Annotated in this window: 20 protein-coding genes and 1 tRNA gene; 6 read left to right on the plus strand and 15 right to left on the minus strand. The window is 72.0% G+C overall.

The annotated features are described in order from the left end of the window. Positions 1-74 precede the first annotated feature (74 nt). The 3 genes from Q7L65_RS05555 to Q7L65_RS05565 form a co-directional block, all read right to left on the minus strand. Positions 75-1,577, minus strand: a complete 1,503-nt coding sequence (locus Q7L65_RS05555; RefSeq protein ID WP_304719302.1) for a glycosyltransferase family 39 protein — start codon at positions 1,575-1,577, stop codon at positions 75-77. A 9-nt stretch (positions 1,578-1,586) separates the two neighbouring features. Further along, entirely contained in the window at positions 1,587-3,572 is a 1,986-nt protein-coding gene (locus Q7L65_RS05560; protein WP_304719303.1) for an NHL repeat-containing protein, read from the minus strand. A gap of 385 nt (positions 3,573-3,957) precedes the next feature. Then, positions 3,958-4,785 (minus strand): hypothetical protein, encoded by an 828-nt coding sequence (locus Q7L65_RS05565; RefSeq protein ID WP_304719304.1) that lies wholly within the window; start codon positions 4,783-4,785, stop codon positions 3,958-3,960. Between the two features lie 181 nt (positions 4,786-4,966). Here Q7L65_RS05565 and Q7L65_RS05570 point away from each other — a divergent pair, with 181 nt between their 5' ends. After that, entirely contained in the window at positions 4,967-5,641 is a 675-nt protein-coding gene (locus tag Q7L65_RS05570) for a sterol desaturase family protein (protein ID WP_304719305.1), read from the plus strand. A 67-nt stretch (positions 5,642-5,708) separates the two neighbouring features. After that, positions 5,709-5,936 carry a hypothetical protein gene (locus tag Q7L65_RS05575; RefSeq protein WP_304719306.1) on the plus strand — a complete coding sequence of 76 codons (228 nt, stop codon included), beginning with the start codon at positions 5,709-5,711 and terminating at the stop codon, positions 5,934-5,936. Positions 5,937-6,206: 270 nt separating this feature from the next. Here the strand turns inward: Q7L65_RS05575 and Q7L65_RS05580 are convergent, their stop codons facing one another. Then, positions 6,207-6,947 carry a GntR family transcriptional regulator gene (locus Q7L65_RS05580; RefSeq protein WP_304719307.1) on the minus strand — a complete coding sequence of 247 codons (741 nt, stop codon included), beginning with the start codon at positions 6,945-6,947 and terminating at the stop codon, positions 6,207-6,209. Between the two features lie 18 nt (positions 6,948-6,965). Here Q7L65_RS05580 and atzF point away from each other — a divergent pair, with 18 nt between their 5' ends. Further along, positions 6,966-8,870 carry an allophanate hydrolase gene (atzF, locus tag Q7L65_RS05585; protein WP_304719308.1) on the plus strand — a complete coding sequence of 635 codons (1,905 nt, stop codon included), beginning with the start codon at positions 6,966-6,968 and terminating at the stop codon, positions 8,868-8,870. On the opposite strand, the gene Q7L65_RS05590 is transcribed toward atzF, so the two are convergent. The 5 genes from Q7L65_RS05590 to Q7L65_RS05610 form a co-directional block, all read right to left on the minus strand. After that, positions 8,860-10,485 carry a carbamoyltransferase C-terminal domain-containing protein gene (locus Q7L65_RS05590; protein ID WP_304719309.1) on the minus strand — a complete coding sequence of 542 codons (1,626 nt, stop codon included), beginning with the start codon at positions 10,483-10,485 and terminating at the stop codon, positions 8,860-8,862. The genes atzF and Q7L65_RS05590 overlap by 11 nt on opposite strands. Positions 10,486-10,522: 37 nt before the next feature. Continuing rightward, positions 10,523-11,338 carry a carbon-nitrogen hydrolase family protein gene (locus Q7L65_RS05595; protein WP_304719310.1) on the minus strand — a complete coding sequence of 272 codons (816 nt, stop codon included), beginning with the start codon at positions 11,336-11,338 and terminating at the stop codon, positions 10,523-10,525. Positions 11,339-11,540: 202 nt separating this feature from the next. Next, positions 11,541-11,629: transfer RNA gene (locus Q7L65_RS05600), tRNA-Ser, on the minus strand. 76 nt (positions 11,630-11,705) lie between these two features. Further along, positions 11,706-12,905, minus strand: a complete 1,200-nt coding sequence (locus tag Q7L65_RS05605) for an aminopeptidase (protein ID WP_304719311.1) — start codon at positions 12,903-12,905, stop codon at positions 11,706-11,708. A gap of 21 nt (positions 12,906-12,926) precedes the next feature. Beyond that, entirely contained in the window at positions 12,927-13,229 is a 303-nt protein-coding gene (locus tag Q7L65_RS05610) for a hypothetical protein (protein ID WP_304719312.1), read from the minus strand. A gap of 73 nt (positions 13,230-13,302) precedes the next feature. On the opposite strand from Q7L65_RS05610, the gene Q7L65_RS05615 reads away from it, so the two are divergent. Then, positions 13,303-14,136 (plus strand): YceH family protein, encoded by an 834-nt coding sequence (locus tag Q7L65_RS05615; RefSeq protein ID WP_304719313.1) that lies wholly within the window; start codon positions 13,303-13,305, stop codon positions 14,134-14,136. 104 nt (positions 14,137-14,240) lie between these two features. Continuing rightward, on the plus strand, positions 14,241-16,331 hold the full coding sequence (locus Q7L65_RS05620) for a penicillin-binding transpeptidase domain-containing protein (protein ID WP_304719314.1): 2,091 nt from the start codon (positions 14,241-14,243) through the stop codon (positions 16,329-16,331). On the opposite strand, the gene Q7L65_RS05625 is transcribed toward Q7L65_RS05620, so the two are convergent. The 6 genes from Q7L65_RS05625 to Q7L65_RS05650 form a co-directional block, all read right to left on the minus strand. After that, complete coding sequence (locus tag Q7L65_RS05625) at positions 16,241-18,142, minus strand: EAL domain-containing protein (protein WP_304719315.1); 1,902 nt, start codon at positions 18,140-18,142, stop codon at positions 16,241-16,243. The genes Q7L65_RS05620 and Q7L65_RS05625 overlap by 91 nt on opposite strands. Before the next feature lie 155 nt (positions 18,143-18,297). Further along, a complete protein-coding gene (locus tag Q7L65_RS05630; protein ID WP_304719316.1) occupies positions 18,298-20,094 on the minus strand; it encodes a glucosyl-3-phosphoglycerate synthase in 1,797 nt (598 codons plus the stop codon). Next, on the minus strand, positions 20,091-21,269 hold the full coding sequence (locus Q7L65_RS05635) for an NAD(P)/FAD-dependent oxidoreductase (RefSeq protein ID WP_304719317.1): 1,179 nt from the start codon (positions 21,267-21,269) through the stop codon (positions 20,091-20,093). Before Q7L65_RS05635 ends, Q7L65_RS05630 begins: the two co-directional genes overlap by 4 nt. Next, the gene (locus Q7L65_RS05640) at positions 21,266-21,958 is read right to left on the minus strand and encodes a trans-aconitate 2-methyltransferase (RefSeq protein WP_304719318.1); all 693 of its coding nucleotides are present in this window, start codon (positions 21,956-21,958) and stop codon (positions 21,266-21,268) included. The genes Q7L65_RS05635 and Q7L65_RS05640 overlap by 4 nt, the downstream gene beginning before the upstream one ends. After that, entirely contained in the window at positions 21,955-23,019 is a 1,065-nt protein-coding gene (locus Q7L65_RS05645; protein ID WP_304719319.1) for a hypothetical protein, read from the minus strand. The genes Q7L65_RS05640 and Q7L65_RS05645 overlap by 4 nt, the downstream gene beginning before the upstream one ends. A gap of 2 nt (positions 23,020-23,021) precedes the next feature. After that, positions 23,022-23,639: a polysaccharide deacetylase family protein gene (locus Q7L65_RS05650; RefSeq protein WP_304719320.1), complete on the minus strand. Its 618-nt coding sequence runs from the start codon at positions 23,637-23,639 to the stop codon at positions 23,022-23,024. Positions 23,640-23,698: 59 nt separating this feature from the next. Here Q7L65_RS05650 and Q7L65_RS05655 point away from each other — a divergent pair, with 59 nt between their 5' ends. After that, positions 23,699-26,752, plus strand: a complete 3,054-nt coding sequence (locus Q7L65_RS05655) for a LuxR family transcriptional regulator (RefSeq protein WP_304719321.1) — start codon at positions 23,699-23,701, stop codon at positions 26,750-26,752. The last annotated feature ends 1 nt before the right edge of the window (position 26,753 follow it).

Consider the following 26,753-nt stretch of genomic DNA (forward strand, 5'->3'; position numbering starts at 1 on the left):
CTCCGTGCTCGCACGGTCGCCTCCGTAGCGACCCTCACGCCAGGATGGCAGGCGCCGATGCCGCCCGCAATACCTCAATCGGCGTCGTAGCGGACGACGTCGACGCCCGTGAAGTGGCGGCTGGGACCTTCGCTGAAGCCGGCCGCTCTGAGCCCGTCGACCGTCGCCTCGTAACCGGGATCGGCTTCCCCGTTGAGGAACGTGTGGCTCGTGACGAGGTAGATCTGTCTGTAGCCCGCCGCCGCTCTCGCGACCGCATTCTCCGTGATCGGGATGTAGTAGTCGTATCTGATCTCGTCGCCCGTGAAGCCAGCGGACGGATAGACCGGCGGCGGCGCTCTGTCGCGCGTGGAATCGCGGTCGAGGTAGAGCGCGAACGGGATCCGCACGTACGGCGGGTAGAACATCACGCCGTCGCCGGGCTGCGCGCTGTCGACGACGTAGGCGGTCGCGTGGCGCCAGTCCTCCTCCTGCCCCGTGCGGTACCAGCGCAGATCCGCCGCGAGGCTCACGACGACGATCAGGCCGACGAGGCCGAGCGCGAGTTGCCGCGCGCGGATGCGGTCGATCAGCATCGCGACCAGCAGGAGCGCCGCGGGCAGGCAGACGATGAAGTACTTCGGCACGAACAACGGGCGGATCACGACCGCGACGAGCGACATCGCCACGAGCGGGACGAGCAGCCAGCTGAGCGGCAGCGCCCAGCGCCAGACCTCGTCCGAGCGCAGCCGCGCGCCGAGCCGGCTGCGCAGCAGCAGGTAGAGCGCGACGACGACGACTGCGCCCAGCAGCACGACGGCCGCGGCCAGCGGCGGACGGTCGTGGATCTGCGTGAAGATTCTGCCGATCGGGTTGCCGGCCGCCCACTCGACGCCCGACGACGTGTTCTGCGACAGCAGGTATGCGAACGGCAGCAGCAGCACGCCGATCGCAACGGCTGCGCCGATCAGCTTGCGCCATCTCAGCCGCTCCGGCGCGACGAAGACGAGCGAGACCGCATGCGCCGCAGGCACCAGCAGCGCGAAGAAGTGGGCGTAGACGCCGAGCGCGGCGAACAGCGAGTAGGCGAGCCACAGGCCCCACGTCTGGCGGTCCAGCGCGCGCACGAACAGCAGCGTCGCGACGGTCACCAGCAGCAGGCCGAGGATGTAGCCGCGCGCCTCCTGCGCGTAGCGGATCGCGAACGGGCAGACGGCCAGCAGCAGCGCCGCGGTCAGCGCGACACGCTCGCTCGCCAGCCGCCGCGCGACGGCATAGAGCGCCCACACAGCGATGACGAAGAAGATCACCGACAGCAGGCGGATCCAGAACTCCGAGTCGCCGACCTCCATCCACCACGACAGCAGCAGGTGGTAGAGGCTCATGTTGCCTTCGCGTCTCTCGGTGACGTCGACGAAGCCGGACCACGGCAGCTTCGCGATCGTGATGCTCGTGCCCTCGTCGAGCCAGAAGCTGCGCGTGCCGAGCGCGATCACGCCCAGCACGGCGCTCAGCAGCAGGATCGGCGCGAGCAGATGGCGCTGCCAGGCGGACTGTGCAGGAGCGGACGACGTCACACGCTCATCCGCCGCCGTCACGCGCGCTTCCTACTTGCTCGGACGCGGGTTCGGGACACTCTTCGTGAAGCGCACGAGCTTGCCGTCGTAGCGCCTGCCGCGCACGGTCAGCGACGCGGTGCGACCGGTGGCGCTGCGCGTGAGTCTCACGCCGACGGGCTGCACGCGGCCGCTGCGCAACGTTCTGAGCGCGCCTCTGCCGAGGATGTGCTTACGCCCCGTGACGTCGCGCAGGGCGAGCCTGACGCCCGTCAACTGGCTCGTCGATCTCAGCTGCAGCCGCACTTGCGCGCCTGCCACCAGCGGTTGTCTGGGCGCGACGGTGACGATCAGGCCGCCGGCGGGACCGCGCGCGCCGGTCGGCCCCTGATCGCCCTTCGGACCGGGAGGACCGGCGACGCCGTTGAGTCCGTTCGTCCCGTTCGTGCCGTTGGTCCCGTCCCTGCCGTTGGTCCCGTTGGTCCCGTTGGTTCCGTCGGTGCCGTTCGTCCCGTCAGCCCCGGGCGTTCCCGGGGTGCCGGGAGCGCCTGGCGCGCCAGGGGTGCCGGGAGCACCGGGCTCACCAGGGGCGCCGGGCTCACCCGGAGCGCCGGGTTCGCCGGGGGCGCCGGGCTCACCCGGGGCACCAGGCTCACCAGGAGGACCGGGCGGTCCCACGATCGGCGGCGACATGATGAAGAAGGAGACGCTTCTGATGTCGCCGACGATCGCGTCGGGGTCGATCGCGCGGACCTCGAGCGTCTGCAGGCCGCCCGGCAGCTCCGGCGTCGTGTAGTCCGCCGGGCACGTCTGCCAGGAGGTGATGCCGACGACGCGGCACGAGAAGACCGTCGCGCCCTGCGTCGCGCTGAACGTGAACGAGGGCGTCGGATCGCTCGACAGCGCCGGGTTGGAGTCGCCGATCGTCGTGACCGGCTTGACCGCGTTGAAGCGCACGACGCGGAAGTTCTTCGAGTCGTCGACGAGCATGTCGCCGTCGGGCAGGATGTACGCGTCGCGCGGCTCGTTCAGCGCCCCGACCGTTGACCCGGCCGACGATATCGTCGCGAGGGGTCTGTCGTCGGGCCCGAACTTCTGGATCCGGTTGCTGTCGCGGTCGGCGACGTAGACGTAGCCGTACTGGTCGACGGCGATGCCGTGCGGCGTGCCGAGCTGGCCGAAGCCGGAGCCTCTCATGCCTCTCTGGCAGACCGTCGTGCACTGCTGGAACGCGGCGGTGCCGTCGATCACGCCCCAGCCGTTGGCGCGAACGAAATCGCCGTCCTCGGTGAAGCGCAGGTAGCGGTTGTTGTTGCGGTCGGTCGCGACGATGTCGCCCGTCGTCGGATCGACCGCGACCGCGCGCGGGATGTCGAACTGGCCGGGGCCGGTGCCGGTGCTGCCGAATGCGAGCAGCGGCTCGGCGTTCTTCGTCAGCACCTGCAGGCGGTTGGTGCCGGTGTCGGAGATGACGATCCGGCCGTCGGCGTAGAAGTCGAGGCCGGTCGGACCGGCGAACTGGCCGGAGCCGGTGCCCGGGATGCCGGTCTGGCAGGTCGTCGTGCAGACCTGGCGCTGGGCGGCGCCGTTCTGGACGCCCCAGCCGACCGCCGACATGAAGCGCCCGTTGGGCGCGTAGCGCGCGAGCCGGCTGTTGCCGTCGTCGGTCGCCCAGACGGTCCCGTCGGGCGCGACCTTCGTCGTGCCGACCTCGCCGATCTGCCCGGCGGCCGCGCCGCTTCTGCCGAGCTGGCAGTTGGAGGTGCAGATCTGCGCGCTTGCGCCGCCGTCGCGCACGCCCCAGCCCCAGGTGCTGATCGGGTCGCCGGTCGCGCTGAACTTGTTGATGCGGTAGCCGATCACGTCGGGGACGTAGACGTTGCCCGACGCGTCCGCGCCGAGGAAGCCGGCGACGTCCGTGAACTGACCGAGGCCGGTGCCGTAGCCGCCGAACGCGTACGCCGCGTCGTAGCGCGCCTGCGCCGAGGCGCAGGCCGCGAGCAGCGCGACTGCGGCCAGCAACGCCGTGAAGAGCACGCGCAGCGGGCGATGTCGTCCGCGGGCGGTCCGTCGCCGACGCGAGCTGGCTGGTCTGTCCGCGGCATCCATACGCAGACACGGCATTGTAGGCCACGATTGCCGCAGTCGCGCCCTCAATCGTCCTTTGTCTGGACGAACAGCGGGTCGCGAGCCGGTTTCCAGATGGACTGGCACGTTCGCGAAAGCTTCGCCATCGGGCCAAGGTGACCTGCCGCGCACTCCCGCATCATGCTTTTCATCTCCTCCTCTGAAGGGTCGGGTCCAGGCAACAGGATCCGGCCCTTCGCCCATCTTGCGGTGTGGTCCGTTGCGGGAAGTCGGAGGGATGCGTGAGGCGCGGCGGGGTCAGGTTCCGGGGCCTGACCCCGCTCGTCGCTCGCGCTCAGGCCGACCCGGTCACCGAGGGCGGGAAGCCGGGCGGGAACGGCGGCGCCTGACCGCAGCCGAGGAACGCGTCGCTGGTGACCGGCGCGATCGTGCGGAAGCTGAACTCGCCGCGCACGACCACGAGCGCGCCCGGCGGACAGGTCATCGCCTCGATGAAGCCGCGTCTCTCGGCACGTCCATGCACGCGTCTGGTCGCCGTCATGCCACCGACGGTCGCGCGAAACTGTCTCAGCGAGGTGACCATGCCGTCGGTCAACTCCTGCAGCCCGTCCGGGACCGGCAACGTGAGACGGAAGCCGTATCTGCCGCCGCGCAACTGGTCGAACGGCGCGTCGATCAACTCGCGGATCAGGACGGGGTTGTCAGCGCTGAAGTAGAACAGCATCGAGTGGCCGCCGCGGCTGTTGTAGACGTCCATTCTGAGTCTCGCGGTGACGCTGATCGCGGTGCCGAACGCCCACCCGCTGCCGATCTTCGAGCCGCGCGGGCAGGCGCGCGGCGCGCCGCGCAGCGCCGCCAGCAGTCTTGCTCTGCAACTCGGGAACCAACTGCCGTTCACGCGCGCGCCGTGCGTGAACCACAGCACGATTCTTCTCGTCGTGGCCGGGTACTGGTCGTCGATGTCGTCGCCGACGACGCGACCCTCCATCGTCAGCCGCACGTTCTGCGGGGTCGTCGGGAAACCTGTGATCGCCGGCGTCACGACGCCGCTCAGCGCGACCGACGTTCTCGCGTGCGCGGGCGCGGAGACGGCTGCGACTGCCGCGCACGTCAGCACCGGCACCAGGAGGACGACGACGCGGCCGGAATGGAAAACGCGCATGTACCGATCCTAACGTCGCACCGCAAGCCAGTGTGAGAAGCATCGATAGCTCCCGGCAATTCGCTACGCTCGCGGTGCCGGCGATCGAACACCACCCGCGGCCGAATGCGTCCCGACGAGGAGTATCGTAAGGGTGCCCTCATGGAGTGGTGGACGGGCGATGAAAGGAGCGTGACCGACGATGGCGACCTACCCGCGACGCGAAGAGCTGACCGGCCTGAGACGGTCCGAGGTGCTGAAGGCCTCGCCGCGCATGTTCGAGTCGAACCTGCTCGACAGGCTGTCGCGCGTGCACTGGAGCGTGCCGGCCTTCATCTTCGGTCCCGCGATCGCGATCGCGCTCGTGCTGTCGTTCCAGCAGATGGCCGTGTGGCAGGTCCCGCTGTTCGCCGTCGGCGGCTACGTCTTCTGGACGCTGACCGAGTACTGGCTGCACCGGATCGTCTTCCACTTCGAGCCCGAGGAGGGCGTCGGGGCGCGGCTGCACTGGATCATCCACGGCGTCCACCACGACCACCCCAACGATCCGCTGCGGCTCGTGATGCCGCCGTCGGTCAGCGTGCCGCTCGCCGCGCTCTTCTTCGCGCTGTTCGTGGTCGTGCTCGGCCAGCCCGACGCGTACGCCGCGTCGGCCGGCTTCTGGAGCGGCTACCTCTTCTACGACCTGACGCATTACTACCTCCATCACCTGCCCGGCGGCCGCAAGCCGACGGCGTGGCTGCCACGCAAGCTGCACGAGGCGCACATGCGTCATCACTTCAAGGAGCACGACAAGGGCTACGGCGTCAGCGCGCCGTTCTGGGACCACGTTTTCGGCACCGCTACCGGAGCTTCACGGCGGATTCCAACAAAGTGATAGCGCCTGTCGTACGACAGGCGCCATCGCCCCTTTCTTTTTCCGGTTCACGGTCTAGCGTGGGCGCGTGCACACGACGACCGTCCGTTTCTCGGGCGAGACCTGGACCCAGCTGAAGGAGGTGTGCGAGCGGGATGGCATCGCCACCGCTCAGTACATCCGCGAGGCGACGATCGCGCGACTCGCGCAGAGCGCGAGGCTGCCCCAGGTCGAGCGTCAGGACCGCGAACTGGACGAGCTGCGAGGACGCGTCGAGCGGATCGAGCGCGCGCTCCAGCGCCGCATCCCTCGTTGATCGATGGCGTCGGTCGTACGACGTGCGCCATCGCCGTTGGCGACGCTCCGGAAGTGAAGTAGCTTCGCGGTCGTCGTGGCGCTCGGCCGTGGCTCGCGGCGACGCGAAGCCACTGCCCGCCGTCTCCCCCACGGCGGGTGCCGACCGAGCGCAGCGACCGCCATGCTGTGGCACTCCGGCTCCGATCTCCCCTATGAGGAGCCGGAGTGCCGGCGGCACGGCTTGGCTCCGGATGGAGGCTGGCTCAGGTATGACCAAGCTGCTCTTGGATCACGCGTCCCGCCGCAGGAACGACAGCCGCACGTAGCGGTCGTTGACGCTCACGCGCGAGAACGCGAGCGGCTCGTGGTCGCGTGAGAAGTGCGTCTCGACGAGTTCCACGTAGGCCTCGCCCGGCGCCAGCCCGAGACCGGTCGGATCGGTCTCGCCGGCGACGCGCGGGACCAGCTCCGCGGTCGCGTAGTCGACGGGGGCGATGCAGTTGAGCGCGACGAACGTGAAGGTCGAGTCGGCCTCGCGGATCTCGGCCGGAACGACTCTGAGGCACTCCAGCGGGATCGCGTCGCTGACGCGGATGACCGGCTCGCCGCCAGCGCGCAACAGCCGCCGCACCAGCAGGCAGGCGGTGTCGGGCTCGACCCCGAGCGGTTCGACGGCGGCAGCGGGAACGGTCGCGAAGCGCTGCTCCTGCGGGTCGACCGACGGCTCGTGCCCGCACTGCGCGATCAGCGCTGTGAACGGGATCAGGCGGTTCAGGCGCATCGTCGACCGCAGCAGGTGCGCGTTGACGAACGTGCCGCGGCCGCGGCGGCGCGAGACGACGCCGTCGGCCTCGAGGCTCGTCAGCGCCGCGCGCAGCGTCGTGCGGCTGACGCCGACCTGCTCCGACAGCTCCGCCTCCGGCGGCAGCCGGCCGCCCGGGAACGCGTCCGACTGGATCGCCTCCAGCAGCGCGTCGCGGGCGCGCTCGGAGAGCGGACGGTTCGCAAGTCGCTGGACACGATCCGCCATTGGTCATACCTTATACCAATGCCCGGGCGACCGACGGACCTCCTCTCGCAGGCGCTCGCGGCGCTGGAGCGCGCCGAGGCGCCCGCGCAGGCCGGCGCCTGGATCACGCTCGCGACGCCTGATCAGCTGCGCGCCCGCGTGGCAGAGCTGACTGCGGCCGCCGCGCGCGGCTCTGTCGCCCCAGCGGGCTCGGCCGCCCTGGCCGGCTCGGTCGCCCCAGCCACCCCGGCCGATCTGCCGCTGCTGGGCGTGACGTTCGGCGTCAAGGACAACATCGACGTCGCCGGCTGGACGACGACGGCGGCCTGCCCGGACTACGCATACCTCGCCGCGCGTACGGCGCCGGCGGTGCAGCGGATGCTCGACGCGGGCGCGATCCTGATCGGCAAGACGAACCTCGACCAGTTCGCGACCGGCCTCGTCGGCACCCGCTCCCCGTACGGAACGCCGCGCAACGTGATCGATCCCCGGCTGGTCCCGGGCGGCTCCAGCTCCGGCTCGGGAATCGCGGTCGCTGGCGGCGCGGTCGACGTCGCGCTCGGCACCGACACGGCCGGCTCCGGCCGCGTACCGGCCGCGCTGAACGGCATCGTCGGCCTGAAGCCGACCGCCGGCCTCGTCTCCACCAGCGGCGTCGTCCCCGCCTGCCGCTCGCTCGACTGCGTCTCCGTCTTCGCGCGCGACGTGCGCGACGCCGCGCGGGTGCTGGCGGTGATCGAAGGCTTCGACGCGGAGGATCCGTTCAGTCGGGAGGGACCGGTTGAAGCCTTCGGCTCTGTCGATCATCCGCGCGTCGGCGTCCCCGGTCTCACACCCGACGCATTCGCCGGCGACCGCGAGGCGCAGGCCGCGTTCGACGCCGCGTGCGACCTGCTCGCCGCGCGCGGCGCGATCCTGGTTCCGGTCGACGCCGCGCCGTTCCTGCGCGCCGGTGAGCTGCTCTACGACGGCCCGTGGGTCGCGGAGCGGGCCGCGGGCGTCGGCGCGTTCGTGCGCGAGCAGTCGGACGCCGTGCTGCCGGTGACGCGCGAACTGATCCTGCGCGGCTTCGGCCCGAGCGCGGTCGCGGCCTTCGAGGGCCGTTACGAACTGGAGCGGCTGCGCGCGCGCACGCGTGCGACGTTCGCCGCGAACTGGCTCGACGCGATCGCCCTCCCGACGATCCCGACGCTCGTGACGCTGGAGCAGGACGCCGCCGACCCGATCGGCCGCAACGCCCTGCTCGGCCGCTTCACCCACTGCGGCAACCTGCTCGACCTCTCCGCGCTCGCCCTCCCCGCCCCGGCACGTGCCGACGGCGGCCCGTCGAGCCTGATGCTGCTCGGCGAGGCGTTCTCAGATCGGGTGCTGCTGGGGATCGGCTCTCGCTTCGCGGGCGAGCAGCCACGGCCCGCCGACATGTCCGCGGCTCCGACTGCGGCCATCTCGGACACAGCCGCGCAGGCCGCGGCCGAGACCGCTTCGGCGCCGTCAGCAGCGGCTTCGCACACCGCCACCACAATCGAACTGCTCGTCGTCGGCGCGCACATGTCCGGCATGCCGCTGGAGCCGCAGCTGCGCGACCTCGGCGGCCGCCCGCTCGGCGCGGCCCGGACAGCTGCCGGCTACCGCATGCTCGCGCTCGCTCATCTCACGCCGCCGCGCCCGGGCCTGGTCGCCGACCCGTCCGGTGCGGGCGGCCTCGCCGGCGAGCTGTGGGCGCTGCCGCCAGCCGGCCTCGGCCGCCTGCTGACGCTGCTCGCGTTCCCGCTCTCGCTCGGCCCCGTCGAACTCGACGACGGTCGCCTCGTCACCGGCTTCCTCTGCTCCCCCCACGCCCTCCCCGACGCGCCGGACATCACGGCCCATGGGGGCTGGCGGGCGTATCTGCCCAATGCCGTCGGACTTGACCGGCATGCGAGCTCACTAGATTCTACGTCTTGAGCACCACGCGATCGTCAAGCACCAGCAAGTCGATCTCCATCTCGATGAAGTCCGCGAGGGCATCATCCGGCGTCTCGACAAGCGGCTCATTCCTGCGATTAAACGATGTGTTCAACAACAGCGGGATGCCAGTCCGTCCCAGGTATCTGCACAGAATCTCGTAGCAAAACGGCTCCTGCGCGCGATTGACTGTCTGAACCCGCGCCGATCCGTCGACATGTACGCCTGACGGTATCGCCGGTTGCATCTCACCGCGGACCGGGACGGCCCTCGCCATGTATGGACTCGGTTTATCGAGCATAAAATAGCGAGCTGCATGTTCTTCCATCACGATCGGTGCGATCGGCCTGTACCACTCACGGTCTTTCACGCGTGAGTTCAGGTGCGCTCTCATCCATTCGAACCGCGCATCCGCGATGATGCTTCGATGGCCGAGCGCTCGGGGCCCGATCTCCGATTGTCCCTGCCAGAGGGCGACGACTCTCCCTGCCTCGAGCGCGTCCACAATGGTCTCGACGAGGATCGGGACTATCAGTCGCTCGTGACGGACCTGCCCGGCATGGCGCCCCAATGCTCTGTCGATCTCTGCCGGTTGATATCTCGGACCGAGGTAAGGACTGAGGGCGCGGCGTCTCGCCCCTCCCCCCTCCTGTGCAATCCGCAGGAGGAGCTTCCCGAGCGCCTGCCCATCGTCCGCCGGCACCGGCCCTATATGCACATCCTCGAATATCCCGGTAGATGCGATTCGCTGGTTGGCGACGCAGTTGAGCGCAACGCCGCCTGAGAGACACAATCGCGACGCACCGGTGAGCTTCTGCGCACGACACGCGAGCCCGCAGATCATCTCCTCGAGCAGCACCTGCCCTGCGAACGCGGTGTCCATGTCAATCTGGGAAACCGGAGCATCAGCAGGGCGCAGGGGCTGACCCCGAATCTTGATCACCTCTTCCCACAAATCACAGACGTCGTCCGGCTGAGGCGGCCATTCGAAGTACTCCGGACCGAACGTGTGCCCGAGGACAGCCAGCACGAACGCGGGGTCGATCACATAGGTGCCATCGTCGGCGGCGTACACCCGTTCGCGTAACCACTCCAAGAAGTCAGAGGGGCGACCATACGCGGCCAGAGCCATCGTCTTGCCCTCGTCGTAGAGCCCCTTCATCCCTGCCAGCGCACCAATCGATGAGTAGAAGTGTCCCAGCGACTGCCCTGCGAACGTCTCGCTTGTCGGGTGGTGTTCCTCGATGAAGGCGACCGCCCCGCCCGCACCGGCCCAGATGGATGTCGAACTCAGATGGCCATCTCGATGGCCTTGTCCATCCATCACAAGCACGGCTGTACTGTCCCACCCAGACGAGAAGTAGGCACTTGCCGCATGAAACAGGTGATGGTCCTGATGTACAAGACCATTTGCCGCGTCCACGAAGTGGTCCCCAGCACCTCCGAGCGACGATGCGTAAAGCGGGTTCTGCGCAATCCAGTCATACGCGAGGCGAGAGTTCCAACTGTGCTTGTACCGATCCCCGACTCGTTCGGCAGCAAGAGCGACAATTTCTCCTGCCAAAGTTCGCAACGCGACGCCTCCGTCGTGCCATGTCGAGGCATGCCCTTCCACGATTGCCCCCAACCCCTGCCCCTCGTTTCCTCGTTTGTCAGCGGATTCGCTTGCGCAGCCTAGAAATCACGTCAAGATCCGATTGCTTGATCTGGATTGTAGTCAGCGCTTCGGCGTTGCTGTCAAGCACCGTGCTGGAACCATCTGGAAAGAAGATACCGCTCTGCCCCAGGTACTGCGTGTGGTCGGTCGGTTCAGATCCACTGCGATTACAGAACACGCTGACCGCTTGGTTCTCCAGTGCTCGCGCCTTATGGATCGCAGGCAGGAAGTCGACACTGACTGTCGATGGCCCCAAGATGAACTGCGCCCCGTCGCGCGCAGCCGAGTGCACCGGCTCAGGATCGATGATGTCCATGCAGATCTGCACGCTGCATTTCAGTCCTTGAAGCTCAATGAGATTGTGAGCATCGACACCAACGTGAAACTTGTCGTTCTCCCATTGAAAAAGTTTGACCTTGTCGTACACGGTCGAGAAACACCCGCCGTCGATCAGAACCGCACTGTTGTGTGTCTCCCTTTCGTTCCGAATCGGAAGACTCCCCACCAAGCTAAGTCGGTTCCGCCGTGACAGGTCGCAGAGAGGACCGAGAAACCGCTCCAACTCTTGCTCGGTTCGAAAGAAAAGCGGATGGTTGCTGTAGCTGCCGAGAAACAGCTCCGGTAACACGATCAGGGCGTCGCTCACGCCGGCCAGCGACTGGACGATGAACTTGAGGTTCTGCGCCGGTTTCCGTGTCTGCGGAGCGAACTGCAACAAACCGAGCGTGATCGAGCCGCTCCGACGCGGCGCAGGCCCAGATGACCGATGGTCCCCTCTCCCCGCCGGCCGCGACAGCGCCCCATTGGCCATCGCGTCGTGATATCCCGACGCTACTTTGTGCATATAGCTACTAGGTACCCTGTCGAGAGCCGTTCCAACGCCAAGTCCGGCGCTAGCACCGGGCCTGAGAAGCGTACTCGTGCTCCCGCCTGCTGCGTGCCGCACCATCAGCCGACGGCCGCTGTTTCCGGACTTTCTCATCCGAGTCCGCGGTCCGAGCAGCATTACAGTACGGAGAGGGAGGGATTCGAACCCTCGGACGAAGTTACCCCCGTCACACGATTTCCAGTCGTGCCCGTTCAGCCGCTCCGGCACCTCTCCAGGCAAGTCGTACGGCGACGGTGAAGGGTACAGGGACGTCGCCGGCGGTGTGGCCCCGGTCAGCGGGGACCGGGGATCACAGCTGCCAGGCGCCGCCGCGCAGAACCGGGACGCGCTCGCCGGCGGCGGTGACGCCCGTCACGTCGACGTCGTCGCCGCCGATCATGAAGTCGATGTGGATCAGGCTGTTGTTGACGCGCACGACGTCGGGCTCGTCGACGGCGAAGTCGAAACCGCGGCCGAGCGCGATGTGGCTGGCGGCGTTCTCGTCCAGCAGCGTGTCGTAGAAGACCGTCCCGAGCGGGCCGATGCGACCGTCGCGGTCGACCAGCGCCAGCTCGCCCAGGCGCGTGCCGCCGTCGTCGTGGGAGGTCATCTCGCGCAGCGTCTCGGCGCCCTGCTCGGCGTCGATCTCGACCGCGCGGCCGCCCTCGAAGCGCACGGTCAGCCCGCGCACCGTCGCGCCGCCGATCAGCAGCGGCTTGGTCGAGCGCACGACCCCGTCCGCACGCAGCGGGTCCGGCGTCGTGAAGACCTCTTCGGACGGCAGATTGGGCGCGTGAGGGATCCCGTCGACGGTCTCGAACGCGGCGCTGATCCATCTGCTGCTGGGCAGCAGGCCGATCGTCAGGTCCGTCCCCGGTCCCTCGAAGTGGATCGCGTCGAAGCGCGCCGCCGTGAGCCGCTCGGTGACGCCGACGAGCGTCGCCATCCGCTCCCTCCAGGCGACGACCGGGTCGTCCTCGTCGAGGCGGCAGACGTGGACGATCTCCTCCCACAGCTTCGCCAGCGCCGCCTCCGGCTCCAACTGCGGGTGCACCAGCGCGGCCCAGCCGGGCGTCGGGCAGGGGCCGATCGTCCAATTGGTCGTGCGGTCGTTGACGACCTTGCCGGCCTCGCGCAGCGCCTGCGACTTGTCTCTGCCGACGCGCGCGGGGTCGAGGTCCTCCAGCAGGCCGGGCTCGACCGGGCCGGTCAGCGCGATCCGCGCGGCGCGCGCGTCGCCGAGTCTGAGGATCCGCTCGCCGAACCACGACGGGACCGTCTCCAGCGCCTCGTCGCTGCCGAACTCGAGCCGCGCGCGGCGCACGTGCATGTCGGCGTAGGTGACCTCGACGTAGGTCGCGCCGTGTCTGTAGGCGCTCGCCGCGACGGCGCGCGTCAACGGCTCCTTGCCGATCTCGGAGCTGACCGCGACCAGCTGGCCCGGCTGCACGTTCGCGCCGAAGCCGACGAGCAGGTCGGCGAGGCGCTGAAGCGTCGTTGCGTCGGACATCGGCGAACTACCTCCGGACGGCTATCTGGACTCGGGCACGTCGCAGCCGGCGGCGCTCACGAGATCTCTGACCTGCTGGGTGAGTCTCGGGTCTCTGTGGTCCTTGTCCTCTTTCGGGTAGTCGTCCTCGTTGGTGAGGAAGTCACTCGGGTAGAGGCCGCTGCAGAGGCGCGCCAGCTCGTGGTCGTCGTAGTCTCCGGCAGCTCTGATCAGCTGCACGCGCGCGTCGCGCTGCTCGGAGGTGAGTTCGGCTTCTGTGCCGTACGTGCAACCGCCGATCGCGAGCGTCGCGAGCAGTGCGAGAGGGAGGACGCGTCGAGCCATCGCGGGGAACGCTACCGATCCCGCGCGGTCGCGGCGCTCACGTGCGCCCCCGCGAGGCCTTAGTCTCCCGCGCATGGATCCGGATGCCGTCGAGATCCGCGTGCTCGGCTGCCTCATCGAGAAGCAGCGGACCACGCCGGACGCCTATCCCCTCTCGCTCAACGCGCTGCGCCTCGCCTGCAACCAGTCGACCAACCGCGACCCCGTCGTGCAGTACGACGAAGGAGTCATCCGCGACGCGCTGCAGCACCTCTATCGCCGCGGCTGGACGCGCCTGACGACCGGTCACGGCAGCCGCGCGGCGAAGTACCGCCACCTGCTGGACGAGACGCTCCATCTCAGAGGCAACGAGATCTCGGTCCTCGCGGTGCTGATGCTGCGCGGGCCGCAGACGCCCGGCGAGCTGAAGCAGCGGGCCGAGCGGATGCACCACTTCGACGACCTCGGAGCCGTGCAGGCGACGCTCGAGCAGCTGATCGAGCGCGGCCACGTCGCGCGGCTGGAGCGGCGCCCGGGACAGAAGGAGGAGCGCTACATGCAGCTGCTCGGGGGCGATCAGGACGAGACGATCGCGACCGGGCCGGCAGCGGTGCGGCCGGTGGCGGCGGCGCCGGCGTCCGCCGCTGCGACGCACAGCGGTGCGCCCGTCCCCGCCGCGGCCGGCGCCGGCGCACCCGCTCCGCGACCGGCCGCGGCCCCGTCGATCCCGGTCCCCGACGCGGCCAGCCGGCTGATCAGACTGGAACGCGAGGTCGCGGACCTGCTCGTCAGCGGCGATCGGCTCGCGCGGCTCGAGCGCGACGTCGCCGAACTGCGCGGCGGCGGCGAGCGGATCGCGCAGCTCGAACGCGAACTGGCCGAGCTGCGCGAGCAGCTGGCGACGTTGCGGGCGGCGCTGGGCGAGTAGGCGCAGTCGTCTGCTGGTCGTGCAGACCAGCGATCGACCGCTGCTCACCGGGCGCGCCCGTGCGCCCACCGGCCCCGGGCCGACCCGATCGCTAGCCTGCTGGCGTGGCCGACGACGACCGCCCAGCAAGAAGACCGCGCCCCGCCCGTCCACCGCGGCGAGCGCTGCCGCACAGTCCGCCGCGCGCCTCGCATGCGGCGCGGGCGCCCGTGCGCCCGCGCAGAGCGCCGCAACCGGTCTCCCCGCGCGCGCGGATCATCGCGCTGTCCGCGCTCGGCCTCGGCGTCGTGCTGATCCTCGCGCTGACCGCCGTCGTGCTGCTGAGCGGTCGCCGGGATCCGCCCTCGAAGCGGCTCGACGCGTTCCTGACCGAGTGGAGATTGGGCGCCGACGGCGGCGCCGCGAGACTGACCGACTCGCCCGTGCGCGCATCCGCGGCGCTGGAGGCCAACCGCGCCGGGCTCGACGGCGCGAGGCTGGTCGCCGAGCGCGTCGGCGACGTCACCGAGCAGGGCGACGGCGCGACCGGGCGCGTGAGACTGACGTGGGACGTGCCGGAGATCGGCCCGTTCAGCTACACGACGAACGTGCGCCTGCGCGACGCCGGCGACGACGGCTGGCTCGTGCGCTGGGCGCCGACGGTCGTCAATCCGCAGCTGCGTCCGGGTCAGCGCCTCGGCACCGTGCGCACGCCGCAGAGACGCGGGCGCGTGCTCGACCGCGAGGGCGCCGCGCTCGTCGAGGAGCGGCCGGTCAAGCGCGTCGGCGTCGTCGCCGGTGAGATCGACGATCCGGCCGCGACCGCGCAGGCGATCGCCGACGCGGTCGGGATCGATCCGGCGCCGTTCGAGCGCGCGATCAGAAACGGCGGCAGAGAGCAGTTCGTCGAGGCGATCACGCTGCGACCGGAGGACTACGCGGCGCTGGAGTCGACGATCGTCGCGATCCCGGGCGCGAGAGCGATCGACGCGACCGCGCAGCTGACGCCGGCGCGCGGGTTCGGCCGCGCGCTGCTGGGCGACGTGCGCGAGCTGTCGGCCGACCAGCTCAGAAGACTCGGGCCTGCGTACACGGTCGGCGACGTCGGCGGCCAGTGGGGCCTGGAGGCGGCGCTGGAGAGAGAGCTGGCGGGCACGCCCAGCCGCGCGATCGTGATCCGCAGCGCCGACGGGACGCCGGCGAGAACGCTGCTGAGAGCCAGAGGCACGCCCGCGACCGACGTGAGAACGACGCTCGACGGCGACACGCAGGCGGCGGCGGAGCAGGCGCTCGGGACGCTCGATCCGGAGACCAGAGCGGCGCTGGTGGCGGTGCAGCCGTCCAGCGGCGACATCCTCGCGGTCGCCAACCGGCCCGTCGACGACAGCTTCGACCGCGCGCTCGACGGCCAATACCCGCCCGGTTCGACATTCAAGATCGTCACGACCGACGCGCTCCTGAGCGCCAGAGCGGTCACGCCCGCCACGACCGTCGACTGCCCGACGACGATCAACGTCGGCGGGCGCGAGTTCAAGAACTTCGAGGGCGGCGGCGGTGGCGAGGAGCCGTTCGCCGACGCCTTCGCCGAATCGTGCAACACCGCGTTCGTCGGGCTGGCCAGAAGACTGCCGGCCGGCGCGCTGCCGCAGGCCGGAAGACAGTTCGGCCTCGGCGCGAGATTCGACCTGCCGGTGCCGGCCTACGGCGGCCAGGTGCCGGATCCGAGAGACCTCGCCGCGACCGGCGCGGCGATGATCGGCCAGGACCGGATCCTCGCCAGCCCGCTCGGGATGGCGGGTGTGATCGCGACCGTCGCCGACGGCAGCTGGCGCACGCCGCGGTTGCTGGCCGACGACCCGAGATCCGACGGCGTGCCGCTGGACCCCGCGATCACCGACCAGCTGCGCGACCTGACGCGACAGGTCGTCACGTCCGGCACCGGCACGGCGCTCGCCTACCTGTCCGGCGAAGCGCACGGCAAGAGCGGGACGGCCGAGTACGGCAGAGGCGACCCGCTGCCGACGCACGCCTGGTTCGTCGCCTACCGCGACGACGTCGCGGTCGCGGTGCTGGTCGAGGGCGGCAGCGCAGGCGGCGAGGTCGCCGCCCCGATCGCCAACGACTTCTACGAAGCGCTCGACGCGGGCGTCACGCCGGAGACGCTGGCGGCGTCGACGACGCTCGATCCGAGCGACACGACGGACACGACCGGCTGACCCAGCGCCAGCGGGGCGGATTGCTCGTCGGCGACGGCTGCGCTCTCGAGCAGGGCGCGAATCGTCAGGTGGCGCGCGTAGCGGCCGTCGCCGTGCAGCAGCAGGATCGGGTCGTGGCGGGTCTCGGCAGGGCGCGCCATCGCGCGGGCGGCCAGCTCGCGCCACGGCGTCGCCTCGCTCAGCGCGAGGCACTGGCGGTCAGCGACGCTGAGCAGCGCGCGCTGGCCGTAGAGCGCGAAGCCGAAGCGGTGGCCGAGGCGGGAGAGCAGGCGGTGGCGCGTGACGAGACCGAGCACGCGTTCGCAGTCGTCGAGCACGACGAGCGCCTCCAACGCCGCGTCGGCGGCGAAGCGGGCGTGCGCCTGCTCGGCGGTCTCGGCCGGCGCGGTCGTCTGCACCTCGCGCTCGCTGGCGAGGGCGGCGCCGGGCGCTCCGGCGGCGGCGCCCGTGTCGCGAGCGGGCGCCAGCACCAGCGCCAGCCGCGGCCACGGCGTCGCGGGCCGCGCGAGCAGGAAGCCCTGCGCGAACGGCACGCCGAGCCGGCGCAGCGCGCCCAGCTCGCCCTCCGTCTCGACGCCCTCGGCGACGATGTGCGAACCGGCGTGCTCGGCGTAGCGCAGCAGCGCGTCGACGAGCGCGGCGCGCTTGGGATCGCGGTCGACGCCGTGCACGAGCGCGCGGTCGAGCTTCAGGTACGCCGGATGCAGGTCGATCGCGTGGCGCAGGCCGGCGTAGCCGGCGCCCATGTCGTCGACGGCGATCCGCATGCCGCGGTCCAACAGCGGCCTGACCGCGTTGCGCAGCGCGCCGTAGTCGCGCACGAGCGCGTCCTCGGTGATCTCCAGCACCACGTCGCGCGCGTGCTCGTCGGGCAGCGCGGCGAGCTGTTGCAGCGCGCGCGGCTGCGACAGCAGCGCGCCGGCGACGTTGATCGCCAGGCGCGTGCCGGGCGGGCGCCGCCGCAGCAGCACGAGCGCCTGCTCCAGGCAGGCGAGGTCGAGCTCCTCGCGCATCCCGACGCGCTCCGCGAGCGCGAACGTCTCGCCGGTCGAGAGGCCGCCGGGCAGCGTGAAGCGGGCGAGCGCCTCATACGCGTGGACGTTGCCGCTGCGCAGGTCGACGACCGGCTGGACGACCATCGCGATCCCGCCGCGGGCGATCGCGTCGGCGAGCGCGCGCCGCGCCTGCGCCTCGTCGCGGTCGGCCAGCGTCTCCCCCGCGTACGCGACGATCCGGCCCTTGCCGGCGCGCTTGGCGCGGCGCATCGCGACGTCGGCGGCGCGCAGCAGCTCGGCGTCGGTGGTGCCGTCCTGCGGGGCGCGCGCGATGCCGATCGAGACGTCGACGCGCTCGACGCCGTTGGTCGCCTCGCGCAGCGCGACGAGGATCCGTTCGGCCACCAGGTGCGGGTTCTCGCCGGGCACGAGCACGGCGAACTCGTCGCCGCCGAGTCGGCCGATCACGTCCTCGTGGCGGATCACGCGCGCGGTCGTGCTGACGAGGTGGACGAGCAGCCGATCGCCGACGGCGTGGCCGCGAATCTTGTTGACGTGGCCGAAGCCGTCGATGTCGATCGCCAGCAGCGTCAGCGGCCGCTCGGCGTCTGCGAGCGCGATCCGCGCCGCCAGCTCACGCGCAAACGCGGCCCGCGAGAGCGCACCGGTCAGCCCGTCGTGCTCGGCCTCGTGACGCGCGACGGCGAGCGCGCTCTCGTAGCGGCGCGCAACCCGGCGGGCCGACAGACGCACCGCCACGCCAGCGCCGAGCAGGCCCGCGAGCGTGGCGATCGCTAGCGCGAGCAGGACGATCACACACGGGAGGATCGGGCTTCGCGGGCGTTCGCTTGAAGCTTGTTCACAGGATCTTCACGACTTCGCCCTCGGATGTCGGCATGCGCACCTGCGGGGACGCACCACCCGGGCGCCTCGCGGCCGTTCTCTCGGCGCGTAGGCGCGCCGCGCGGCGCCTACGCCGCGCGTCGCAGGCTTATCAGCGGCGGGCGCTCGTCGACGGCGACCTGGCGGACCTCCAGCTCGTCGCCGTGCGGGAAGACGATCGGACCGGGTGCGGAGCGGGCGAGCGCCTGCTCGCCGTGCACGCGCCGCTCGGCCGCGACCATCACGGCATAGGCCATCGCGCTGAGCGCGCGCAGCGACTGGTGGCGGTTCTGGCGCTCGCCGAGGTCGACCTGCGCGAGCGCGTCGAGGCCGACGATCCGCAGCGCGTCGATCAGCGTCGCGATCTCGACGCCGTAGCCGACCGGGAACGGCAGCTGCTCCAGCAGCGAGCGGCGCGCCGCGAACTCGCCCGCGAGCGGCTGCACGAAGCCCGCCAGCTCCGGCACGTGCAGGTTCAGCAGCGGGCGTGCGACCAGCTCGGTGACGCGACCGCCGCCGTCGGGCACGGTCGTCTCGCCGAGCTTGAACGGCCGCCGGAAAGCGCCCTTCACGAACGCGACCGCCGGATCCTCCAGCAGCGGGCCGAGCAGCCCGCGCAGGAAGCGGTCGTCGAAGTTCTCCGTGTCGGAGTCGAGGAAGACGACGACGTCGCCGCTGGTGACGGCGAGCGAGCGCCACAGCGCGTCGCCCTTGCCGCGCGCGGGCCCGTGGTCGGCGAGGACCGTGGACTCCTGCACGACGCGCGCGCCGTGCGCCTGCGCGATCGCGGCGGTCCCGTCGGCGGAGGCGGCGTCGATCACGACCAGCTCGTCGATCACGCCCGCGTCGCGCAGCGGCAGGATCGCGTCGATGATCGGCCCGATCGTCGCAACGACCTCGCGCGCCGGCAGCACGACGCTGACGGTCGGCGGGCTGCCGTCACCGTCAACGATCGCGTCGCTGCCGTCGCCGGCCGCCACGCGCGCGAGCGCCCCACCGGCGTGGGCGCCGCGACGCAGCTCGACGAGCCGCTCGCGCGGGAAGCTGTCGGCGCGGTAGCTGCGGCGCGCGAGCCAGTCGTTGACCTCGAGGTCGAGTGCGAGGCCGCGGCGCGCGCGGCCGTGACGACGTGCCGAGGTCGTCACGCGGACGGCCAGCGGCCGCTCGATCGGGATCCCGTGCTCGCGCAGCCGACGCTCGAACGCCTCGTCCTCCAGCGCCGGGAAGGAGGGGTCGATCCCGCCGATCGCGCGATATGCCTCCGCCGTGACGGCCATCGACGCGCCGCTGAACTGCCAGTGCTCGGGGGGCGAATCTCCGGCCTTCGCGGACTCCGCGCGCACGCGCGTGTAACGCTCGGCGGCGAGCTGCTCGCGGCGCGCCAGCACCAGCGGCGGCAGCTCTCGCGCCTCGACCGGATCGAGCGAGACGCGCCCGCCAATCGCACGCGCGCCCGCCGCGACCGCATCGAGCTGCGTGCGCAGCCAGTCGGGTGCGACCCGCGAGTCGGCGTCGCTGCAGACGATCAGCCCGTCGTCGCGCCCGACCGCGACGAAGCGGCGGCAGGCGAGGTCCATGCCGGCGCGGCGGGCGGCACCGGCGCCCTCGCCCGGCCCGCTGATGATGTGGACGCGCAGCTGCGGCAGCTCGTGCGCGGTCGCCAGCGCGCGCGCCTCGGTCGCGTCGGTGCAGGCGTCCAGCACCAGCATCAGCTCGAACTCCTCGGGCGCGACGCCCTCCTGCGCTGCGAGCGCCTCCAAGCAGGCGGCGATCCGCTCCTGCTCGTCCTGCGCGGGGACGACGACGCACGCGCGCAGTTGCGCCGGGGGCGCGGGCAACGGGCCGTGCGGCGCGATGACAGGCGCGTCGATGGGGGTGCGGGTCACGGGAGCGATGCCCCCTTCTCTACCAGCTCGCGCCCGTGTTCGTAGTCGTCGTCGCGCTCGTGCGCGAGCACGCCGACGGTCACGCCGGCTCTGCCGTACCAGACTGTGAACGCGCCGTTGTCGCCGGCGACGAAGCGCGCCTCGTCGAAGCCGTCGCCCCACGCCGCCTGCTTCAGCGTGCGCTCACCGATCTGCGACCAGAAGCCGGGCGCGACGTCCCACTGCGCCGCGTGGCCCGCGAGCCGGCGCCCGGCGACCTCGCCATGGTTGAGCGCCTCGCCCCAGTGCTGCACGACGATGGGGCGGTCGGCGCGCGGATGCAGCGCCGCGGCGACGTCGCCGACGGCGCGGATCGACGGGTCGCTCGTGCGCATCTCCGCGTCGGTCGCGATCGCGCCCGCGTCGGCCAGCTCCAACCCCGCCGCCGCAGCGAGGCCGCTGTTGCGCTGGATGCCCGCGGCCATCAGCACGACGTCGACGTGCAGCGCGCTGACGCTGTCGTCGTCGCCCGCCTGCACGACCCACTCGGCGCCGTCCGGCGAGATCTCGCGGACCGCGCTGCCGAGCTGCAGGACGACGCCCTCCTCGTCGAGCCAGTCGGCGATCCGCGCGGCGGCGTCCGGGCCGAGCCGCTCCAGTTGCGGAGCCGTCTCGTCGGAGATCAGCGTCACGTCGGCGCCACGGCGGCGCAGCGAGGCGGCGGCCTCGCAGCCGATGAAACCGGAGCCGAGCACGGCGACGTGGACACCGGGTCCGGTCACCCGCCGCAGCCGCTCGGAGTCCTCGCGCGTGCGGAGCGTCAGGATCCCCGGATCGTCGGCGCCGGGGATCGGCAGCCGGGCCGGGGTCGCGCCGGTCGCGAGCACGCAGGCGTCGTACGGCAGCTCCTCGCCGACCTCGCCGACGACGACGCGCGCCGCCGAGTCGAGCCGCTGCGCCGTCTCGTGCCGCACGAGGATCCGCTCGGCGGCGAACCACTCCGGCGGTCTCAGCGTCAGCTGCGCGGCGTCGAGCTCGCCGCGCAGGTACTGCTTCGTCAGCGGCGGCCGTCTGTACGGGAGGTGCGGCTCGCTCGCCAGCAGCGTCACGTCCCCGCGTCCGCCGGCTCTGCGGTAGGCGGCGGCGGTAGCGAATCCGGCGGGGCCGCCACCGACGATCACGATGCGCTCCCTCATCGAAGCTCCCAGCAGTCGAGCCGATACGCGGCGGTGTCGTCGTTGACGCGGTGGCGCAGCGTCGTGCGCTCGCGCAGCAGCACGTGGACCTTGTCGCCGTCGAGCGGACCGTCGCCGACGTCGCCGCGCCAGTGGACCGCGACGAACCGGCCGCCGGGCGCGAGCATCGACTCCAGCCGCGGCAGCGCGGCGCCGAGCAGCGGCGCGTCCCAGTAGTAGAGAAGCTCTGAGGCGACGATCAGGTCGAACGGTCCCTGCGGCAGCTCCCACGGCAGGTCGCGCAGCTCGAAGCGCACGTGCGGGGCGTGGCTGAGGCGGGTGCGCGCGCGGGTCAGCGCGGTCGGCGCCGCGTCGAGCGCGAGCAGGTCGTGGCAGCGGCGCGCGAGCAGCTCCGTGAAGACGCCGATCGAGCAGCCCAGCTCCAGCGCCCGGTCGAACGGCCCGGGACCGATCGCCGCCAACGTACGGAGGTACTTCTCGCGCTCGTACGGCTTCGTCTCGTACCCCCACGGATCGCCGTCGGCGCGGTACTTGCGCTCGAAGTGGCCGGGGTCGGTGCGGCCCGCGCGATCGCGGTCCGCGAACGGCTGCGTCGGGCGCGGCGTCCCAAGCGGCCTACGGTCACTGGCGGCGAGCGACTGCCGGCGACCAGGTCCGGGTCGCTCGTCGCGGCTCTCGCGCGCGCTCACCGCAGCTGCTCCAGCCGGGCGCGGCCGAGCCGCGCGAGCAGCGGGTCGAGCCTGTGCTGGTGAAGGAACAGCTCGAGGTCGCGGCGGGCGCGGTCGAGCAGCTCGCCCTCGGCGAACGGGCGCGTGCCGCAGGCGGCAGCGGCGGTGTCGAGGATCGTGCGGACCGCGCCGGCGATCGCGGCGCGGTAGGCGATCGAGGTCTCGCGCAGGTCGTCGCCGGCATCCGCGCGCCGCGCCGCGAGCGCGATCCACGCGTCGCAGGTGCCGCGCGCTGTCTGCAGGCGCCCGGCGGCGTGCGCCTCCAGCTCACCGATCACGGGCCGCTGCGCAAGCGCGCCGAGCGCCGCGTCGACGATCGCGTCGGCGAGCCCGACCCAGGTCGCGGCGGTGCGCATCGCGTCGCGCGAGAACCACGGTTCGCGCCCCAGCTCGCCCGGCTCACCGAGGACCGCGAGCGGCTCGACGCCGTCGAAGACGACGCGGTGGCTCTCCGACGCGCGCATGCCGGCGCCGTGGAACCAGCTGCGGTCGATCGTGACGCCGTCGCCGGGACGCTCGCGCACGTCGAGGTAGACGAGCAGCGGCGGCGTGTCGGCGTCCGCGCCGCCGCGCACCGTCACGAGTGCGCGCTGGACTCCGCCGGCGCCGGAGCAGAACAGCTTCGTGCCGCGCACACGGCCGTCGGGTCCCAGCCGCGCCGGCTCGCCCTCGTGCGGCTGGGCCGGGTCCGCGCCCCAGACACCGAGCCACAGGCGCCCGGCGGCGACGTCGGCGAGGTCCCGCATCCGCAGCGCCGGCGGGGCGAGCAGGTCGAGCCGCTCGGCGGCGTTGAAATGCCCGTCGAGAATCCGCGCGACGGAGCCGTCGACACGCGCGGCCGCGCGCACCAGTGCCCACTCCGCCACGCGCCCGCGCGCTCCCAGCACGCCGGCCGCGCCGAGCGCCTCGAACGCCTCCGTCGGAAAGCGCGCGCTGCGATCGCGCTCGACCGCCCCGGCCGCGATCTGCGACCACAGCGGGGAGAGGACGCCGGTGGGGGACTCCGCTGCCTGCAACGCCATCGCTACACCGCCGCGGCCGTAGAGATGGCGACGGCCGCCGGCAACGCGCCAAGCGGGCCCGGTTCCCAGCCACGCGCGCGGATCTCCGCCACGAGCGGCCCGACGAGGCGGGCGGTCTGGATGCAGCTGGAACGGCGAGCGCCGGGTCCGACGCCATCGTGCAGCAGCACGATCGCGCCGCGCGCCAGCCGCGGCGCCAGTCCGCCCAGCATCTCCTCTGCGGACGGCCCGGCCCAATCCTCGGGGTCAAGGTCCCAGTCCGTCAGCTCCAGCGCATGCGCGACGGCAACTTCCACGGTCCACGGCGCGCGCACGCCCCACGGGGTGCGCCAGCGGCGCGGCGTGACCCCGAGCCGGCGGAGCGCTTCCAGCGCCTGCTCGGTGTCGTGCGCCAGCTCGGCGCGCGTCACCTCGGTGTGGCGCAGATGCCGGTGACCGTGCAGTTCGACCTCGTGACCGGCCGCGCGAATCGCCGCGATCGAGCGCGGATGCTCGATCGCCCGCTCCCCGAGCACGAAGAAGGTGGCACGCGCCTGCGCGGCGGCGAGCGCGGCGAGCACGTCCGGCGTTCCGGCGGGGTCGGGCCCGTCGTCGAATGTCAGCGCAACGACATCTGGCATGCCCGACCACCTACCCGCAGACGCTGGCCCCCACGCGTGCCACCATGGAGGTTGGAGCTATGGCGGCAACCACGACGACACGCATGACCAGCGCCCGGCTCGTGGGACGTTCGGCGCAGCTCGCCGAGCTGGAGGCTGTGCTGCGCGACGCTGGCGAGGGCCGGCCGTCGCTGGCGTTCGTGGCGGGCGAGTCCGGCGTCGGCAAGTCGCGCCTGACGAGCGAACTGGCACGTCACGCGCGCGCGAGCGGCATGCGGGTGTTGAGCGGCGACTGCGTCGAGCTGGGCGAGGGCGAGCTGCCGTACGCGCCGCTGGTCGGCGCGCTGCGCCCGCTCGTGCGCGACGCCGATCCCGCCGTCGACGCGCTGCCGGCGACGCTGCGCGCCGAGCTGACGTCGATCCTGCCGACGCTCGGCGGTCCGCGCGCCGCCGCCTCCGCCACCGACACCGCCGTGCAGGGCCGCCTGTTCGAGGCGCTGCTGGAGCTGCTGGACCGGCTCGGGGACGAGACGCCGGTGCTGCTCGTGATCGAGGACCTGCACTGGGCCGATCGCTCGACGCGCGGCTTCCTCACGTTCCTGGCGCGAGCCGTCTGCTCCGAACGGCTCGCGGTCGTCGCGACGTACCGGTCCGACGAGCTGCACCGGCGCCATCCGCTGCGCCCGCTGCTGGCCGAACTGGAGCGCGACCCGCGCACGCGCCGGATCGCGCTGACGCCGTTCACGCGCGAGGAGCTGTCTGAGCAGCTCGCCGAGATCCTCGGCTCGACGCCGGATGCGGGCCTGGTCGATCGCGTGCTCGTGCGCAGCGAGGGCAACCCGCTCTTCACGGAGGAGATCCTCGCCGCCGGGCTCGACGGCCGCGGCAGCCTGCCGCCGACCCTGCGCGACGCGCTGATGCTGCGGATCGAGCGGCTGTCGACGCCGGCGCAGGAGCTGCTGCGGCTGCTGGTCGGCATGCCGATGGACCACGAGCTGCTGGTCGCGACGAGCACGCTCGACGGGCGCGAGCTGCGCGAGGCGCTGCGCGAGGCGGTCGCGAGCAACATCGTGATCGCCGACTCCGACGACCAATACCGCTTCCGTCACGCGCTGCTGCGCGAGGTGCTGCTCGACGACCTGCTGCCGGGCGAGCGGACGGAGATGCACCGCACGCTCGCACACGCGCTGGAGCAGCGGGTCGCGGGCGAGAGCTGCCCGGATGCGCACCTGACGGCGCAGGTCGCGTACCACTGGCACCACACCGGCGACCACGCCGCCGCGCTCGCCGCCACCGTGCGAGCGGCCGACGCGGCCGAGCGTGTGAACGCGATCGGCGAGGCTGAGACGCTGCTGGAGCGGGCGCTGGAGTTCTGGGAACAGGTGCCGGAGGAGAAGCGCCCGCCGGGCGTCGACCGGATCGACCTGCTGCGCCGTGCGGCACAGCACGCGGCCGACTGCGAGGGTGACTATCAGCGCCAGGAAGCGCTGCTGCGGCGGGCGTTGTCGCTGGTCGACGAGGGCGACGACCCGCGCCTGGTGGCGGCGCTGCTGGAGCGGTTGCAGCGGGCGCAGTGGCATCTGAACCGGCCGGAAGAGGCGATCGCGACGATCGACCGCGCGCTCGGGCTGCTGGAGCCGGACGAGCGCACGCGCGAGCGCGTCGCGCTGCTGGCCGCGAAGGCGCGCGTGCGGATGCTGCAGTCGCGCTACCGCGAGGCGATCGAGCTGGCCGAGCAGGCGCAGGCGCTGGCGGACGAGATCGGCGACCACGCGGTCGCCTGCCGCGTCGGCAACGCGCTCGGGATCTCGCTGGTCGGGCTCGGCGACGCCGAGGCAGGCGAGGCGACGCTGCGCGAGGCGCTCGCGACCGCAAGATCCCACGGCCTGCTGGACGAGATCGCGACCTCCTACGGCAACCTGGCCGACGTCCTGCACGTGACCGGCCGCACGCGGGAGGCGCTGGAGACGGCGCAGCGCGGGCGCGCGGAGATGGCCAACCTCGACCGCCAGACGGAATGGCTCGTGCTCGACTCGGTCCAGTACGCGGTCGCGATCGGCGACTGGGATGGCGCACAGCGCGACCTCGACAGCCTCAACCGCCGCCACTACGGCACCGAGCTGATGCACAAGCACCTGCGCCGGGCGGAGCTGGCGCTGGGCCGCGGCGATCACGCGGTCGCGCGCGTGGAACTGGAGGCGACCGCGCGCCACGCGCGCGACTCGACCGAGCCACAGTTCCTCGGCCCGCTCGGCGGCCTGAGGGCCGAACTGGAGCGCCGCACCGGAGACCTCGTCGCCGCCCGCGCCGCCGTCGACGACGCGCTCGACCGGATCGAGTTCTGCTCCGACGACATCACGCAGGTGACGGGCGTCTCGAGCGTCGGCATGCGCGTGGAGGCCGACGCCGCCCAGCGCGCCCGCGACCGTGATGACGTCGTCGCCGAGCGCGAGGCCCGGCTGCGCAGCGAGCTGCTGCTCGCGCGCGTCGAGGCCGGCGCGGAGCTGGAGCGAGCGCCGCTGGTGGCGGAGCTGGCGGTGGCCCGTGCCGAGGAGGCCCGCGCCCGTGACGAGGACGACCCGGCGTTGTGGGACGAGGCGGCGCTCGCGTGGTCGGAGCTGGAGCGCCCGTACTCCGTCGCCTACTGCCGCTGGCGCCAGGCCGAAGCGTTCGCGGCACTGGGCGCGCGCGAGGATGCCGGAATCGCCGTGAGAGCCGCCTGCGAGATCACCCGCGCGCTCGGCGCCGCGTGGCTGCACGGCGAGGTCGAGGCGCTGGCGGCGCGGGCGCGACTGACGTTGGATCCGGATCCGGGCACGGGCGTGCCGGGCACCAGCGCGGCCGGCATCGCCGCGGGCGTGGCTGCCGACGGCACGCCCGCCGCAGCCGGCGACGGCAACGGCGACGCTCACGCCGCAGCGGTCCCCGAAGACCCCTTCGGCCTCACCCCCCGCGAACGCCAGGTCCTCGCCCTCGTCGCCGCCGGCTCCACCAACCGCGAGATCGGCACCTCGCTCTTCATGGCCGAGAAGACCGCCAGCGTCCACGTCTCCCGCATCCTCGCCAAGCTCGACGTCCGCTCCCGCACGCAGGCCGCGGCGGTGGCGCATCGGTTGGGGTTGGACGGCGGTTAGC

The sequence above is a fragment of the Conexibacter sp. CPCC 206217 genome (assembly GCF_030646165.1).
Classification (GTDB): Bacteria; Actinomycetota; Thermoleophilia; order Solirubrobacterales; family Solirubrobacteraceae; genus Conexibacter.